Annotated in this window: 10 protein-coding genes; 5 read left to right on the top strand and 5 right to left on the bottom strand. The window is 69.7% G+C overall.

Annotation, left to right across the window (positions count from 1 at the left end; all coding sequences use genetic code 11):
- The first annotated feature begins 368 nt into the window (after positions 1 to 368).
- The 3 genes from AB6L24_RS27840 (at position 369) to AB6L24_RS27830 (ending at position 2,881) form a co-directional block, all read left to right on the top strand.
- On the top strand, positions 369 to 1,022 hold the full coding sequence (locus AB6L24_RS27840) for a hypothetical protein (protein WP_405659654.1): 654 nt from the start codon (positions 369 to 371) through the stop codon (positions 1,020 to 1,022).
- Positions 1,019 to 2,113: a hypothetical protein gene (locus tag AB6L24_RS27835; RefSeq protein WP_405659651.1), complete on the top strand. Its 1,095-nt coding sequence runs from the start codon at positions 1,019 to 1,021 to the stop codon at positions 2,111 to 2,113. The genes AB6L24_RS27840 and AB6L24_RS27835 overlap by 4 nt, the downstream gene beginning before the upstream one ends.
- A gap of 189 nt (positions 2,114 to 2,302) precedes the next feature.
- Positions 2,303 to 2,881: a hypothetical protein gene (locus tag AB6L24_RS27830; RefSeq protein WP_405659649.1), complete on the top strand. Its 579-nt coding sequence runs from the start codon at positions 2,303 to 2,305 to the stop codon at positions 2,879 to 2,881.
- Positions 2,882 to 2,919: 38 nt separating this feature from the next.
- Here AB6L24_RS27830 and AB6L24_RS27825 read toward each other — a convergent pair whose 3' ends face one another.
- From AB6L24_RS27825 to AB6L24_RS27805, 5 genes are all read right to left on the bottom strand, one after another.
- Positions 2,920 to 4,227 (bottom strand): PE-PGRS family protein, encoded by a 1,308-nt coding sequence (locus tag AB6L24_RS27825; protein WP_405659647.1) that lies wholly within the window; start codon positions 4,225 to 4,227, stop codon positions 2,920 to 2,922.
- Between the two features lie 94 nt (positions 4,228 to 4,321).
- A complete protein-coding gene (locus AB6L24_RS27820; protein ID WP_405659645.1) occupies positions 4,322 to 5,170 on the bottom strand; it encodes a hypothetical protein in 849 nt (282 codons plus the stop codon).
- Between the two features lie 144 nt (positions 5,171 to 5,314).
- Positions 5,315 to 5,911: a hypothetical protein gene (locus AB6L24_RS27815; RefSeq protein WP_405659642.1), complete on the bottom strand. Its 597-nt coding sequence runs from the start codon at positions 5,909 to 5,911 to the stop codon at positions 5,315 to 5,317.
- 77 nt (positions 5,912 to 5,988) lie between these two features.
- Positions 5,989 to 7,209: a mucin-2 gene (locus AB6L24_RS27810; RefSeq protein WP_405659640.1), complete on the bottom strand. Its 1,221-nt coding sequence runs from the start codon at positions 7,207 to 7,209 to the stop codon at positions 5,989 to 5,991.
- Positions 7,210 to 7,323: 114 nt separating this feature from the next.
- Positions 7,324 to 8,127, bottom strand: coding sequence for a hypothetical protein (locus AB6L24_RS27805; protein ID WP_405659638.1), 804 nt, complete (start codon positions 8,125 to 8,127; stop codon positions 7,324 to 7,326).
- 330 nt (positions 8,128 to 8,457) lie between these two features.
- Between AB6L24_RS27805 and AB6L24_RS27800 the strand changes: the two genes are divergently transcribed.
- Together AB6L24_RS27800 and AB6L24_RS27795 are read left to right on the top strand one after the other, a co-directional pair.
- Positions 8,458 to 8,724: a hypothetical protein gene (locus AB6L24_RS27800; RefSeq protein WP_030363296.1), complete on the top strand. Its 267-nt coding sequence runs from the start codon at positions 8,458 to 8,460 to the stop codon at positions 8,722 to 8,724.
- Positions 8,725 to 8,861: 137 nt separating this feature from the next.
- Positions 8,862 to 13,313 (top strand): FtsK/SpoIIIE domain-containing protein, encoded by a 4,452-nt coding sequence (locus AB6L24_RS27795; RefSeq protein ID WP_405659635.1) that lies wholly within the window; start codon positions 8,862 to 8,864, stop codon positions 13,311 to 13,313.
- Positions 13,314 to 13,329 lie beyond the last annotated feature (16 nt).

The raw sequence follows: 13,329 nt of genomic DNA, 5'->3' as shown, positions 1-13,329 counted from the left end.
GTCGGGATCTGGCTCACCACGGGGGGCGAGGACAAGGAACCGGTCAAGCACCCAGCCAAGATGCCGACCCGTGGTCGGCTCCGGTCCTGCCCCGCCACCGGATGGGACGGCAAAGATGTCAGGTCCTTCCTGACGGCACTTCACGTACGCCCGCTGCCATGGACGTCTTCGAACCCCACCGCGAAGACGCCCGCAGGAAACCGAGCCTGCCGCAAGTCGCGTACTTCGCATCACGACCCGATGACATTCCGCCAGGATGCGACACCTTGTCCCGCTAACAACGCTGGCGCAACCAACAACCCCCGGATAACGTCGGCCCGTTCCAGCCACCCTCGCCTCACCGGGAGCCGACCGTGAACTGCCGAACGATGCCCGTCACTGCCGCGCTCGCCGCTGCCGCAGCCCTGATCCTGACGAGCTGCGGCAGCGGGGGCGACGTGGACTCCAAGGACGACGACAAGATCGTTGGAGCCGAGCAGGGACCGGAGAAGCCGAAGAAGTCGACGGGACCGTCACCGACCGACGAAGAGCCGGATGGCATCGACCTGTCCTTGCCCAAGGACATGAAGCTGGTCTTCGACTGGGAGACGCCGAAGGCCAAGAACGAGGCGTCCGCGATGAGCGACGCCGCCAATTACGTCCGTGCCATCTACCACGGCGTCGACAAGCGCACGGCCACGAACGCGGCCGTGTCCACCTACGCCACGGGCGAGGGCCTTCACTATGCGAAGGTGCAGATCAACAGCCGCGTCGACGACGGCTGGACCGCCACCGGGACACGACGGCATTACCAGGCGGACACGCGGTCCACCGCGAACGGCACATCCGTAGAGGTCGCGTTCTGCGCGGACTCGAGCAAGTTCTACGGCAAGGACATCAAGACCGGGAAGGTCCAGAAGACCAAGCCCAGCGACACGGACTTCGACCACTTCAGGATCATCATGGTCAAGTACCCGACGGGCAAGGAACGTTGGCAGGCATCCAAGGTGTTCGTCGAGGAGAAGGCGAAGCAGTGCCAGTGAACAGATCACGCCGCGCGGCCCGCCGCGCCAGTACCGCTGCCCTGACATTCACCGTAGGCGCCCTGAGCGCTCTCGTCCTCGCAGCGCCCGCCCACGCGGGAGAGCCCAACAAGAACGGCGACGGAGCCAGCACTGAGGAGTCCGGCGGCAGCGACGGAACCGGCATCTATGCCGCCGCGAAGATCCGCTACTCCGGCGCCGTAGCCAAGGGCGGCAGCAGCGGAAACGTCACCTCGGCCGACGTCAACTGGGATCCCCCGCCGTGCTGGTACGCCCCGGCGTACGGCGCCAAGGAATTCAAGAAGAAGATGACCGCGAGCCTCAAGGAGCAGATGGGCGCCCCGGGCATGGGCGGCCACGCCGGCGCCGCCCTGGCCGAGACCCAGCGGCACTACGAGGACGGCTACGGCTGGGCCGACACCCCCGGCTACAAGGACTACAACGTCAAGAAGGACGGCGAGGGGATGTTCTGGGCCGGGGTCGAGAACCCGGATGAGCCGGACTACCTCAAGCGGACCTCGTGCAGCGACCTCCCGTTCTGGGTCGACAACGGCGAGGCCCCGCCGCCCCAGTACGAGGAGGCCATCACCCCGGAGATCCTCGCCGCCCTCGCCTACCAGCACATGATGCTCCCCGACACCAAGGTCACGCTCGCGCCCGACGGCACGACCAAGGTGAACCTGCCGACGTGGGCCTGGCTCGACCGCACCACCTTCAACGACGTCAAGGCGACGGCAGCCATCGACGTCCCCGGCTTCAACATCCAGGCGACGACGACCGCCACGCCCAAGTCGCTCACCCTCAACCCGGGCACCAAGGACGCGACCACCACCCCCGCCAACGGCGAATGCCCCATCGTCGACGGCAAGATCGGCGAGCCCTACGCCAAGGGCAAATCGGAGGAGACCCCTCCCTGCGGCATCACGTACCGCCGCTCGTCCGGTGACGGCACGTTCCCGCTCAAGGCGTCCCTCACCTGGGAGATCAGCTGGACGGGAACCGGGCGCGCGGGGCCGACCTCGATGCCCGACGGCACAATTGAGGCGGTCCAGGACATCACGGTCGAGGAAGTTCAATCTGTCAACCGCTGATCGCGCAGAAAGCTCAAGAGCCGCTCCTCAAGGAGAGCGGTACCCGGAGCGTGCAGACCCGGCCTCGGCCGACCCGGCACGCCCCGGTTAAGGTCGAACTGCCCCGGAGTGGCGTCGGCCCATGAAGCGGCCACGACTCCTTGATCGTATTCCGGGCAGAGCGGGAACGTCATCCGACGAGAGAGAGCAATGGCGGACTTTCAGTTCGAACTGCTGCGGTACACGCGCAAGAAGGTGCGCGGCTACAGCGGAACTGTCGGGCCTTTCGGCGAGGTCACCATCGAATCCGAGTGGCGGAAGGGAAGCATCAAGACCGCACACAGGCAGCAGGAGGTGCGCCTGCTCGGTGAGCAGATGCCGGAGGTCGTGTACCGGACCGTCGGCCCGGGACGCCCCATGCTGCGGAACGCACGTCTCCTCATCGAGGGAGAGCTGGCTCGGCTGACGTTCAACAGCAAAGCGTTCCGCAACAAGGCGCGCGCCTTGCGGATCGACTGTGGTGAGCGTTCCTACGAGTACGTCGTGACGCGTCTCGCCAAGGGTGCGACCCTCTCACGCCCAGGCATCGAAATCTCTTTCACCCGCGGCAAGAATGCTCAAGGAAAATGGGGATGCCAGGGTACGGTGTCCGGCGAGGCTGACGCACTCGACCTGGCGTTGGCCATTGTCTTCGAAGACGTGGACACAATGGAGTTGACGACGACGGGACATGCCACCGAAGCCATCCACCGTTTCCTCAACCCTCGTTCGAATGAGCCCATCGTCTAATAGCGACGATTGCCCCAGGTATTCAGGCACCGTGGTGCTCACCAAGGCGCCTTCCAGTTCATGGGATTCAGTTTCGACTTGGCGATGCCCTTCCCAAGGTCCTTGGCCTTGTCCACGGTCCAGTCCTTGGCCTTGCCCGCGCCCTCCTTGATGTCGTCCCAATGCTCGACGACCTTGGCCCCGCCATAGACGGCACCGGTGACCACGGTGGCGCCGATGGTGAACGGGTTGGGGGCGACCATCGCAGCGGTGAGGGACGCGTTGAACCCGACCTCCGCAACGTCCGCGACATAGCCCGCGCCCTTCTTCTTGAAGGCTTCGACGGGATTCCCCTGCGCCCAGACATTGGCAGCGCTGACACCGGTGGACAGAACACCGCCACCGATACCGAGCAGACGGATGCCCCCAGCTGTCCTGCCGGCCGCGCCAAGTCCCTTGAGGAACGGAGACGCCGTCTTTCCGGCGGCGATGACCGACGAACGGGCATTGCTGAGTTTCTGGAAGTAGGCGGCCGATCGTCCGACTCGGATGAGGCTTGCCTGACCCGCACGAGTGACGCTCACCCCGGAGTGGGTGTACCCGCCATACCGCGCGGCCAGAGCATCGGACCCGACGACGAAGTCGATGCCCCTCGCCACCAGAGGTGCACGCACACCTGGCAAGGCTCGAAACCCGTCCCACCCACGGCCCAGCAAGTCAGCGCGGTACCCCGCGCTGAACGGGATTCTGCTGGCCCTCTGGTAAAGCGTGCTTCGAGCGAAAAGGCCACCCAGCTTGCCGGGGAGCCAACTGCCCGGCGCGGTCAGAGAGCGCAGCTCGCCCCGTGAGATCCTGCCCAGACCGGCAGCGACAAAGCCCCGGAAAGTGCCGGACTTGTTCAGCCATTCGGATGCGACGGCTGCCCGCAGCAGACCGCTGTGCCAGGAATTCTTGAGGTAGACATTTCCCATGATGAGGCTCGTGGCCATTGTCCAGCCACCGATCCTGGCAGCTCCGGCGAGTTCAGTGACACCCTTGATGAACTTCTCGATGTCCTTCTCGCCCAGCTCCTTCAATCCGGGCACCTTCGCGAGGTAGTACGCCTCGATCCGCGCCAGCCAATCGCTGTACGTCTCCCGGTGACCGCGTTCGAAGAGCTGCTCGCCGCGCACCAGCGTCGCCCGCTTGCGCAGGTCGGGCGGGGTCGTGGTGACCCAGGTCCGCATCGGCTTGATGGGGCCCAGCTTGTCGGAGACGCCGAGCGTGGAGGCGCGGGTGAAGGCCTCGTCCAGTTTGTCCGCGAGGCCGCCCTTGCCGTCCATGAGCTTGGCGAGCTGGTCCAGGTCGTCCGGATTGACGTTCCGCATTTCTCATCCCCCTGAGTACGTGCGTGACCGCGACCTCGCGTGGGCGTGACGGCGCCCGTGGGCGTGGCCGCGGCGATGAGCGTGACCGTGTGCGCTAGGCCGACGCTCCGGTGCCGACCAGCTCCGCCTTGTCCGGCAGCAGGTCGGCGAGCTTGTCCCAGACCTCGCCGGCGCTGGAGCGGACGAGCCGCAGCGTGCTCTCGGGGCCGACCTGCCCCTCCTGGACGGGCTCCTCCGGCTGCACCCGCAGCCAGTGCCCGTGCGGGCCGCAGTCCCACACGGCGATGCTGCGCACCGACTCACCCGCCGCCTGCGCGCGCTCGTCGCCCCAGGCCGTGGTCACGCGCCAGGTCGCGTCCAGGGACAGGGTGAGGTCGACGAGCGCGGTCAGCTCGGGGTCGGCGAGGTCGCTCGCCGCGGCCAGGGCGGAGACGGCCGTGGCCTTCGCCGCGTCCAGGTCGTCCGACTCGCCGCTCTCCAGGGCGGCGAACACCGCGTCGAGCGCGCCCATCGTCGTGGTGATCTCGGTGACGCCCGCGAACGCCTGCTCGTCCTGCTCGCCCCGGCGCAGCTTCACCTTGCGGGCCAGCTCCCACACCAGGGTCTTCGGCTCGATCGGTACGTACTCCGACTCCTCATCGCCGGGCCACGCGTCGTGGGAGTACACGGCGTCCTGTCCCACGACCACACCGTGCACGAGCGTGCCGTGCTGGCCGGTCACCTCGGCCTGGATCATCACCAGCGGCCGGGCGAGGGTGGTGAGGAACTCCATGAGGAGCGGGGAGAGTTCGCCCTCGGCGCCCACCAGACCGATTTGCTGAAGCTCACCGAGGGAGTGGTGCAGCTCGGCGGGCGGGGTCTCCTTCTCCAGGAGGTGGGCGAAGACGGCGATGTGGCGGTCGGCGAACTTGAAGCGGCCGCGGGAGCTGTCGAGTGAAGGCATGCCCCTCAGTCTCGCTTGCGCGGGTCCCGCCCCTGATGGCGGGGTGGCTGCGGCGTTCCGGGGTGGAGGCGGGCGGGGGCCGCTCACGGCGCGGGCGGGGGCTGCCCGGGGCGCGGGCGGCCCCCGTCGGCCGGGCGGACGTGCTCAGGAGCCGACGCGCGAGAAGATCCGTCCGGGGGCGGAGATCATCGCGCCGCCCAGCGACAAGTTGCGGGTGTAGACACCCTCCAGGAGGATCGCCAGGCTCAGGTCCACCGAGTCCGTCGCCCCGGCGGTGGTGCCGGAGATGGTCTTCGGGTTCTTCCAGCCGGAGCGCGTCATCGCGACGGAGGCACCGGCGCGCTCCAGCGTGTGATGTCTCTTGCCGCTCCCCTCGCGGTACGTGTACTCGCGCCCGAGCACCGCGATCCGCAGGGCCCGGCCCCGCCGGTCGGTGCTCCACGCGCTGCGCGAGAACGTCGCCGTCTGGCCGGCGACGGTCAGCACACCGCGGGCCAGGCGCGGCTGCACGGTGTAGCCGAGGCCCTGGAAGGTGGACGGCGGGATGCTGTCGCCGCGTACCGCCGTGCCGACGTAGAGCCCCTGGTCGGCCGCGGGCACCACCTCGCGCGCCGGGTAGGCGAGCTCGACGCCTCCCAGATTGCCGACCTCGCCGGTCCACCAGTAGACCCGGTCGCGGAGCCTGACCTGGCCCGTCGGCTCACCGCGCCGCAGCTCGAAGGAAAACCCGCCGCTCACCATTCCCGACCTTCCCCACTTCCCTGTGCCGCGGCCGCTCGACACCCGGCCGCGACGGACACCGCGGCCGGTTGGCCGCGCTAACCGAACGGATTGAGCGACTTCAAAAGTTTCTTGCCGCCTTCCTTGACCTTGTCCACCCCTTCGCCGACCTTGTTCTTCGCCCAGGTCCCGGCCTCGGCGACCTTGCCGGGGAACTGTTTGACCTTGTCCCAATTGTCGATCACGGAGGAGACGCCGTAGACGACGCCCGTGACCGCGGCGGCGCCGATGGTCACCGGGTTGGGCGCGATCATGGCGGCGGTGAGGGAGGCGTTGAAGGCCACGCCGGATACGTCCGATATGTACCCGGCCTTGTCCCTCTTGAAGGCCTCGATGGGGTTGCCCTGCTGGACGAGGTCGAAGGCGCCGATGCCGGTGGCGGCGATACTGCCGGCGATGCCGGTGGCGCGCCACCAGCCGGAGGTCTTCGCCGCCGCGCTCGCACCGGACGCGAAGGCCGCGAGGCGGCTGCCGCCCGTGGCTGTCTTCAGGGCGGCCGCGTTCTTCCCGACCTTGAGGAGGCTGGCTTCCCACGCCCACTGCTTGCCGGCGAGGGCGGCGTAGTTGTCCGCTCCCGTCAGGACGTTGAGGATCGCCGACGGTGTCCTGGCGCCGATCGCGGCGCCCTGCCGGGCGATGCCGGACGGAATGTAGCTCGGCGCCTTGCCCTTGAGGATCTGCGCGAGCGTCGTTCCCGGCGCCTTCAGGAACTCGCCCTTCTTGAAGTACTTGTAGAGGCCCAGCGTGCCGGCGGCCGCCACCTTGAAGGCCCCGGGGACCGTGGAGGCGAATGCCGTCAACTCGATGTAGTCGCTGACGACCTCGCCCAGGTTCTCGTTGCCCGTGACCTTCGCGACGGCCTCGCCCTTGATGCGGGTGACCCAGTCACTGAGGGTCTCGTGCTCCCCCTTCTTCAGCCAACTGGGATCGAACTTGCCGCCGTTGGCCACCGAGGCGTTCGCGATGAGCATGATGTCCGGCGGCAGGTTCGCATCCTTGAGCTGCTCCGGCGTGAAGCCCGCGTACAGGGCGGCGGCGAGCGGGTCACCGTCCCCTGCCCTGATGATGGCCGCCCGCCTGCGCAGGTCGGGGGCCGTCTTCGTCACCCAGGACGTCATCGGGTTGATCGGGGCGAGCTTGTCGCGCACGCCGAGTGTCGAGGCGCGCGTGAAGGCCTCGTCCAGGCGGTCCTGCAAGTTGCCCTTGCCGTCGATCAGCTTCGCCAACTGCTCGAGATCCGCCGGCTTGGCCAAGCGCATGGAGCTGTCCGTCACTTGTCCCCCTGAGTCCAACCTGACTGCGTCGCGTTCGCTGCTTCGGCGACTGCCCCGCGGACGGCCGCTTCGGATTCCATCTCGGACGACTGCCGGGTGCTACGCGGCCGAGTCGACGAGGAGCTGGTCCTGATCGGGCAGGAGGTCCGTGATCCGCTCCCAGATCTCCTTGGCGGTGATGCGGCGCACCTTCAGCTCGCTGCTGTCGTCCACCTGGCCCTCGCGGACCGGCTCGGCCGGCGCCTCCCGGACCCAGTAGCCCTCCAGGCCGCAGTCCCACACGGCGAGCGCCGAGACGCCGAGGCCGTCCGGGACATCCGCGCCGCCGGGCCAGGCCACGGTCATCCGCCACATGCAGTTGAGGTGCGAGAGGACCTCGGCCAGACGCGCGGGGGCGCCCACCGCCTCCGCGATGGCCTCGTGCTCCTCGTGGCCCTCGGACTCCATCCGGTCGAGGACGGCGTCGAGCACGCCCATCGTCGAGACGATCTCCTCGCCGACGTCGGAGTCATCCGCGTTGTCCTTGTGCAGGTCGACCATCCGGGACAGCGCGAAGACGAGCATCTCCGGCTCCACCGGTACGTACTCCGACTCCTCCTCGCCCGGCCAGCCCTCGTGCGCGAAGACGAAGTCGTTGCCGACCACGGCGCCGCTGGTGGACACGCCCTGCGGGCCCGTCATCTCCACCCGGGCGATGACGTGCGGCTCCATCAGCGTCGACACCAGCGGATACAGGTCCGCCGAGATCTTCTCGTCCGCGTCCAGGATGCCCGCGTCCCGCAACTCCGCCCGCGCCTGCGCGAGCTCGTCCGGAACCTCACCCTCCTCCACCAGAAGTCCCAGCACACTGATGTGCGCGTCCGCGAGGCGCAGTCGCCGTCGGGCCGGATCCATCGCAGGCATTCTCTACTCCTCTGAACCTCTGTACCGCTGCACGACTGGCTTACGGCTTTCGGACTCGTCCGACGGATTGACGCTATCCACAGGGGTCACAGTTCCGCCAATGGTGATATCCGGTCAAGCCCCACAAAGCAGGCAACTCAACTCCACGTGGCCTCTCGAATTCCGCGGAGAACTCCCGTCCGCACACGTTCCGCACGTCCGCTCTTCGACACCGTCGAGGCCCCCTGAGTACTCTCGTACCTGGTTTCACTTCGGTCCCGGGTGATCCGGGGGGTGCCCCCGCCTCGCCCGGCAGGCCGGTATCGGCAGTCCAACGGGGAGGTAGTCGCGGTGGCGGATCCAGAGCTGCAGGAACAGGCCAAAAGGGCTGGGCAGTTGCGTAGCCTCGCGGATCATATCGAGGATCTTCCGAAGGCCACGCGTGACTTCTCGACGAAGCAGATGAAGCAGTGGGCCGGGCCGCACGCGGACGATGTGCGCGGCGACTTGGGGGGCTGGAAGACCAAATGCGAGAACGTCGCCGAGGCGCTGCGTGAAGTGGCCCGGCAATGTGACCAGGCCGTCAAGGACGCCAAGGATCCCAAGAAGGACAAGTAAGGGTGAGTAGGGGCGAGTAAGGGCGCGCTTGCGTATGCAAGGGTGAGCCGGGGCGATTCAGGGCGCTCGGGAGTTTGTGCGGCGCTTTGTCGTGTTTGTGGTGAGTGCGGGCTTCAGGCCGAGAGGAATTTGTCGGTATGCGGGTAATGGTGACCGTCGTGCGGGAGGGCGCGGCGGCGCAGGACGTGTTCCTGGCGGTCGAGGAGGACGCGACGGTCGCCGACGCCGCGGCCTGCCTCACCGTCGCGGCCGACTCCAGCAACGTGGTCACGGGGCGCTTCCCCGGCACGCTCGGTGTCGGCCCCGGGGTGCCCAAGGCGCCGGGGGCGGCGCGCACCCCGAGCCTGTGGGTGGACGGGACGCTGCACGACCCCGCCGCCCTCGCGTCCTCCGCGCTGCGCGACGGCGTGCGCGTCACCACGGACGACTCCATCGGCCCGTTCCTGCGCGCCGGCGAACCTGCGGGACGCTACGAACTGCGGGTGTGCGGCGGCCCGGACACCGGCCGCATCACCCGCGTCCAGGCAGGCACCGTGAGCGTCGGCTCCGCCTCCACCGCCACGCTCCCCGTGGCCGACCCGTCCGTCCCCGCCCTCGCCCTGCGCCTGTCGGTGAACGTCGGCGGCGAGGTCACTCTGCACCCGCAGGAGGGCGTGCCCCTCGTCCTCGACGACTCGCCCGTCGCCACCGACTGCCCCTGGCCCGTGGGCCAGCTCATCCGCGTCGGCGACACCCGGCTCGTCCTGGTCGAGGCGGAGGCGCCGGACGCGCACCTGGCCCCGACCGACGACGGCGGCTACGCCTACAACCGCCCGCCCCGCTTCTCCCCGCTGCGGCACCGCCCCCGCCTCTCCGTGCCCGCCGAGCCGGTCAAGGGCGAGGGACCGCGCCTGCAGCTGATCACTTCCTTCATACCCGCCCTGTTCGGTCTGACGATGTACTTCATGACCAGGCAGGTCTACACGCTGCTCTTCTGCGCGATGAGCCCGCTGATGATGCTCGGCTACTGGTTCAGCGAGGCCCGCCACACGCGCAAGAAGTACAAGCAGGAAATGAAGGAGTACCGACGCGCCCTGGTCGAGTTCGACGCGCAGGTGATCGAGCTCGGCAAGGCCGACCAGCGGGCCCGCCGCGCCGCCCACCCCGACCCGGCGGAACTCCTCCTGTACGCCACCGGCCCCCGCCGCCGCCTCTGGGAGCGGCGCCTCGTCGACCCGGACGTGCTGCAACTGCGCGTCGGCCTCGCCGAGCAGAAGGCCGAGATCGAGCTGCGCGCCGCCAAGGGCAGCAGCTTCGACGACCCGCCGGAGCCGCCCCTCATCGCCGACGTCCCCGTGGTCCTGCCGCTGCCCGACCTTGGCGTGATCGGCGTGGCCGGTGAGCGCCGCCTCGGCCTCGCCGTCGCCCGCTGGCTGCTCGGCCAGGCCACCGGCCTGCACAGCCCCCGCGACCTCTCCCTCGTCGTGCTCTCCGCCGCCCCCGACGCCAAGGACGCCTGGGACTGGGCGCACTGGCTGCCGCACACGGCGCCCCAGAGCGGCCAGGACTGCCTGTCCCTGGTCGGCGCGGAGCCCGAGCTGGTCGGCCGCCGCATCCACGAGCTGCAGGCCGAGCTGGAGCGCCGCAAGGCCAGTTCGTCGGACTTCGGGGCCTCCAACCGGCTGCGCCCCGACCCGTTCACGCTGGTCGTCCTGGACGGGGCCCGGCTGCTGCGGCGGATGCCCGGCGTACCGCAGCTGCTCCAGGAGGGCCCGCAGCACGGCATCTTCGCCATCTGCGTCGACGAGGACGACCGTCTGCTCCCTGAGGAGTGCAAGGCGGCCGTCATCGGCCTCCCGGACCGGCCGAGCCACGTGCGGATCAGCGGCGGCGGCCTGGAGGACATCGGGGACGTCCTGGCCGACCAGGTCTCCAGTGCGTGGTGCGAGCTGGTTACGCGGTCCCTGGCACCCGTGCGCGACGTCAGCCAGGACGACGCCGACGCCGCCCTGCCGACGGCGGCGCGCCTGCTCTCGCTGCTCGGCATGCCGGACCCGGCGGGCGCGGACGTCGCCAAGATCTGGCGGCAGGGCGGCTCCACCACAGCGGTGCCCATCGGCATCGCCGCCGACGGCGTCTTCACCCTCGACATCCGCAAGGACGGGCCGCACGCCCTGGTCGCGGGCACCACCGGCGCGGGCAAGTCCGAACTCCTGCAGACGATCATCGCCTCGCTGGCGCTCGCCAACCGCCCCGACGCCCTGAACTTCGTCCTCATCGACTACAAGGGCGGCAGCGCCTTCCAGGACTGCGCCCAACTGCCGCACACCGTCGGCATGGTCAGCGACCTCGACGCCCACCTCACCGAGCGCGCCCTCGCCTCGCTCGCCGCCGAACTCAAGCGGCGCGAGGAGATCCTCTTCGACACGGGCACCAAGGACATCGAGGACTACAACGACACCCGCAAGATCCGCCCCGACCTGGAGCCGATGCCCCGGCTCGTCCTGATCATCGACGAGTTCGCGTCCCTCGTCGCCGAACTCCCCGACTTCATCGCCGGCCTCGTCGACATCGCCCGCCGCGGCCGTTCCCTCGGCGTCCACCTCATCCTGGCCACCCAGCGGCCCGCCGGTGTGGTGAGCGCCGACATCCGCGCCAACACCAACCTCCGCATCGCCCTGCGCGTGACCGACGGCGGCGAGTCCTCCGACGTGATCGACGCGCCGGACGCGGGCGCCATCGCCAAGTCCACGCCGGGACGCGCCTACGTACGGTCCGGGGCGCAGTCCCTGGTGGCCGTGCAGTCGGCGCGCATCGGTGGCCGCAGGCCGAGCAACGACGCCGACCGGCCGAAGGCGACCGCGTTCCCCGTGGACTGGGCCGCGTTCGGCCGCCCCGCGCCCCGGCTCGCCACGAACGACGACGACGGCACGCTGGTCACCGACCTGAGCGTGCTGGTCGGCGCCATCCGCGAAGGCGCCGAGCTGATGGGCTTCGGCGAGCAGCGCAGCCCGTGGCTGCCCCCGCTGCCCGACCTGCTGTGGCTGGGCGACCTGCCGGACGCGCCGGAGGAGGCGCCCCGCGCGGCCGACGAGGTGGCGCCGATCCGCATCGGCCTCACCGACCTGCCCGCGCAGCAGCGCCGGACGCCGCTCGCGCTCGACCTGGTGCACGGCGAGCACATCATGCTGGCCGGTGGCGCGCGCTCGGGCCGGTCCACGGCGCTGCGCAGCCTCGCCGGTTCGCTGGCGCGCGACACCTCACCCGCCGACGTGCACATGTACGGCATCGACTGCGGCGCCAACGCCCTGCTCCCGCTGGCCAATCTGCCGCACTGCGGCGCCATCGTCACCCGCGACCAGCCCGACCGGGTGCGCCGCCTGCTCGGCCGGCTCTCCGCCGAGATCTCACGGCGGCAGCAGTTCCTCGCCCTGGAGGGCCTGTCCAGCGCGGCCGAGCAGCGGGCGACCGCCGCGCCCGCGGACCGGCTGCCGTGGATGGTGCTGCTCGTCGACAACTGGGAGGGCTATGTCGCGGCCCTGGAGGGCATCGACTACGGCAAGCTCGTCGACATGATCGTGAAGATCTTCCGGGAGGGCGCCGCGGTCGGCGTCAAGGTCGTCATGACCGCCGACCGCAGCGGCTTCAGCGGGCAGATCTCGCCGTCGTTCGCCGACAAGCTGATCCTGCGGCTCACGGATGCCAACGAGTATTCCCTGGCGGGTCTTTCGGCCCGTGAGGTGCCCAAGGACATGCCGTCCGGGCGCGCCCTCCGCCTGACCGACCACGGCGTCCAGGAGAGCCAGATCGCCCTGCTGGCTCCGGATCCGTCCGGCCAGGCCCAGGTCGCCGCGTTGCGGGAGATCGCCCAGGAGGCACAGCGCAGGCACCCGACGCCGCCGCGCGACCGCCGCCCGCTGCGCGTGGACGAACTGCCCATGCGCATCACGCTGGAGCAGACCCGCTCCCTCGACCCCGAGTTCGTGCCGCCGTCGCCGCTGTGGGCGCTGTTCTGCGTGGGCGGCGACGAACTGGAGCCGATCGGCATCGACCTGGAGGAGTCGGGCCCCGGATTCGTGATCGCGGGGCCGCCCAAGTCGGGCCGCTCCACGGCGCTCCTGGTGGCCGCGCGCACCCTGCTCGCGAGCCGGACCCCGCTGATCCTCGTCACGCCCCGCCGTTCGCCGTTGCGATCACTGGAGGGCGAGGCCGGGGTGCTCGGCGTGCTGACCGCCGACAGCTCGGAACGCGACCTGAAGGAGCTGGTCGAGCGCGCCGACGGCAAGTACGCCGTGGTGGCCGACGACGCGGACATGCTCTACGACGGCGCCCTGGACCGGCCGTTGGAGGAGGTCGCGCAGAACGGCAGGGACGGCGGCATCGCGGTCGTCGCGGCGGGCGCCACGGACACCCTCAGCTCGCAGTACCGCGGCTTCGTGGTCGAGGCGCGCCGCTCCCGCCAGGGGCTGATCCTGGCACCGCAGAGCGCGTCGGACGGCGAGCTGTTCAACGTCCGGGTGCCGACCGGATCCGGCGGCGGGCCCACGGGCCGCGGCATCCTCGTGCGCGGCGGGCAGATGATGCCCGTACAGGCGATCCTCGACGCCTGAACCCCGCAACACACGT

This window comes from Streptomyces sp. RK9 (assembly GCF_045070545.1).
In the GTDB taxonomy this organism is placed as follows: domain Bacteria; phylum Actinomycetota; class Actinomycetes; order Streptomycetales; family Streptomycetaceae; genus Streptomyces; species Streptomyces alboflavus.
This window is presented reverse-complemented; position numbering and strand designations above follow the sequence as displayed.

Bases quoted from the DNA above. Each gene is read 5' to 3' on its own strand.
- AB6L24_RS27830 (WP_405659649.1), top strand. From the start codon at position 2,303: ATGGCGGACTTTCAGTTCGAACTGCTGCGGTACACGCGCAAGAAGGTG.
- AB6L24_RS27805 (WP_405659638.1), bottom strand. From the start codon at position 8,127: ATGCCTGCGATGGATCCGGCCCGACGGCGACTGCGCCTCGCGGACGCG.
- AB6L24_RS27795 (WP_405659635.1), top strand. From the start codon at position 8,862: ATGCGGGTAATGGTGACCGTCGTGCGGGAGGGCGCGGCGGCGCAGGAC.
- AB6L24_RS27825 (WP_405659647.1), bottom strand. From the start codon at position 4,227: ATGCGGAACGTCAATCCGGACGACCTGGACCAGCTCGCCAAGCTCATG.
- AB6L24_RS27820 (WP_405659645.1), bottom strand. From the start codon at position 5,170: ATGCCTTCACTCGACAGCTCCCGCGGCCGCTTCAAGTTCGCCGACCGC.
- AB6L24_RS27810 (WP_405659640.1), bottom strand. From the start codon at position 7,209: ATGCGCTTGGCCAAGCCGGCGGATCTCGAGCAGTTGGCGAAGCTGATC.
- AB6L24_RS27840 (WP_405659654.1), top strand. From the start codon at position 369: ATGCCCGTCACTGCCGCGCTCGCCGCTGCCGCAGCCCTGATCCTGACG.
- AB6L24_RS27815 (WP_405659642.1), bottom strand. From the start codon at position 5,911: ATGGTGAGCGGCGGGTTTTCCTTCGAGCTGCGGCGCGGTGAGCCGACG.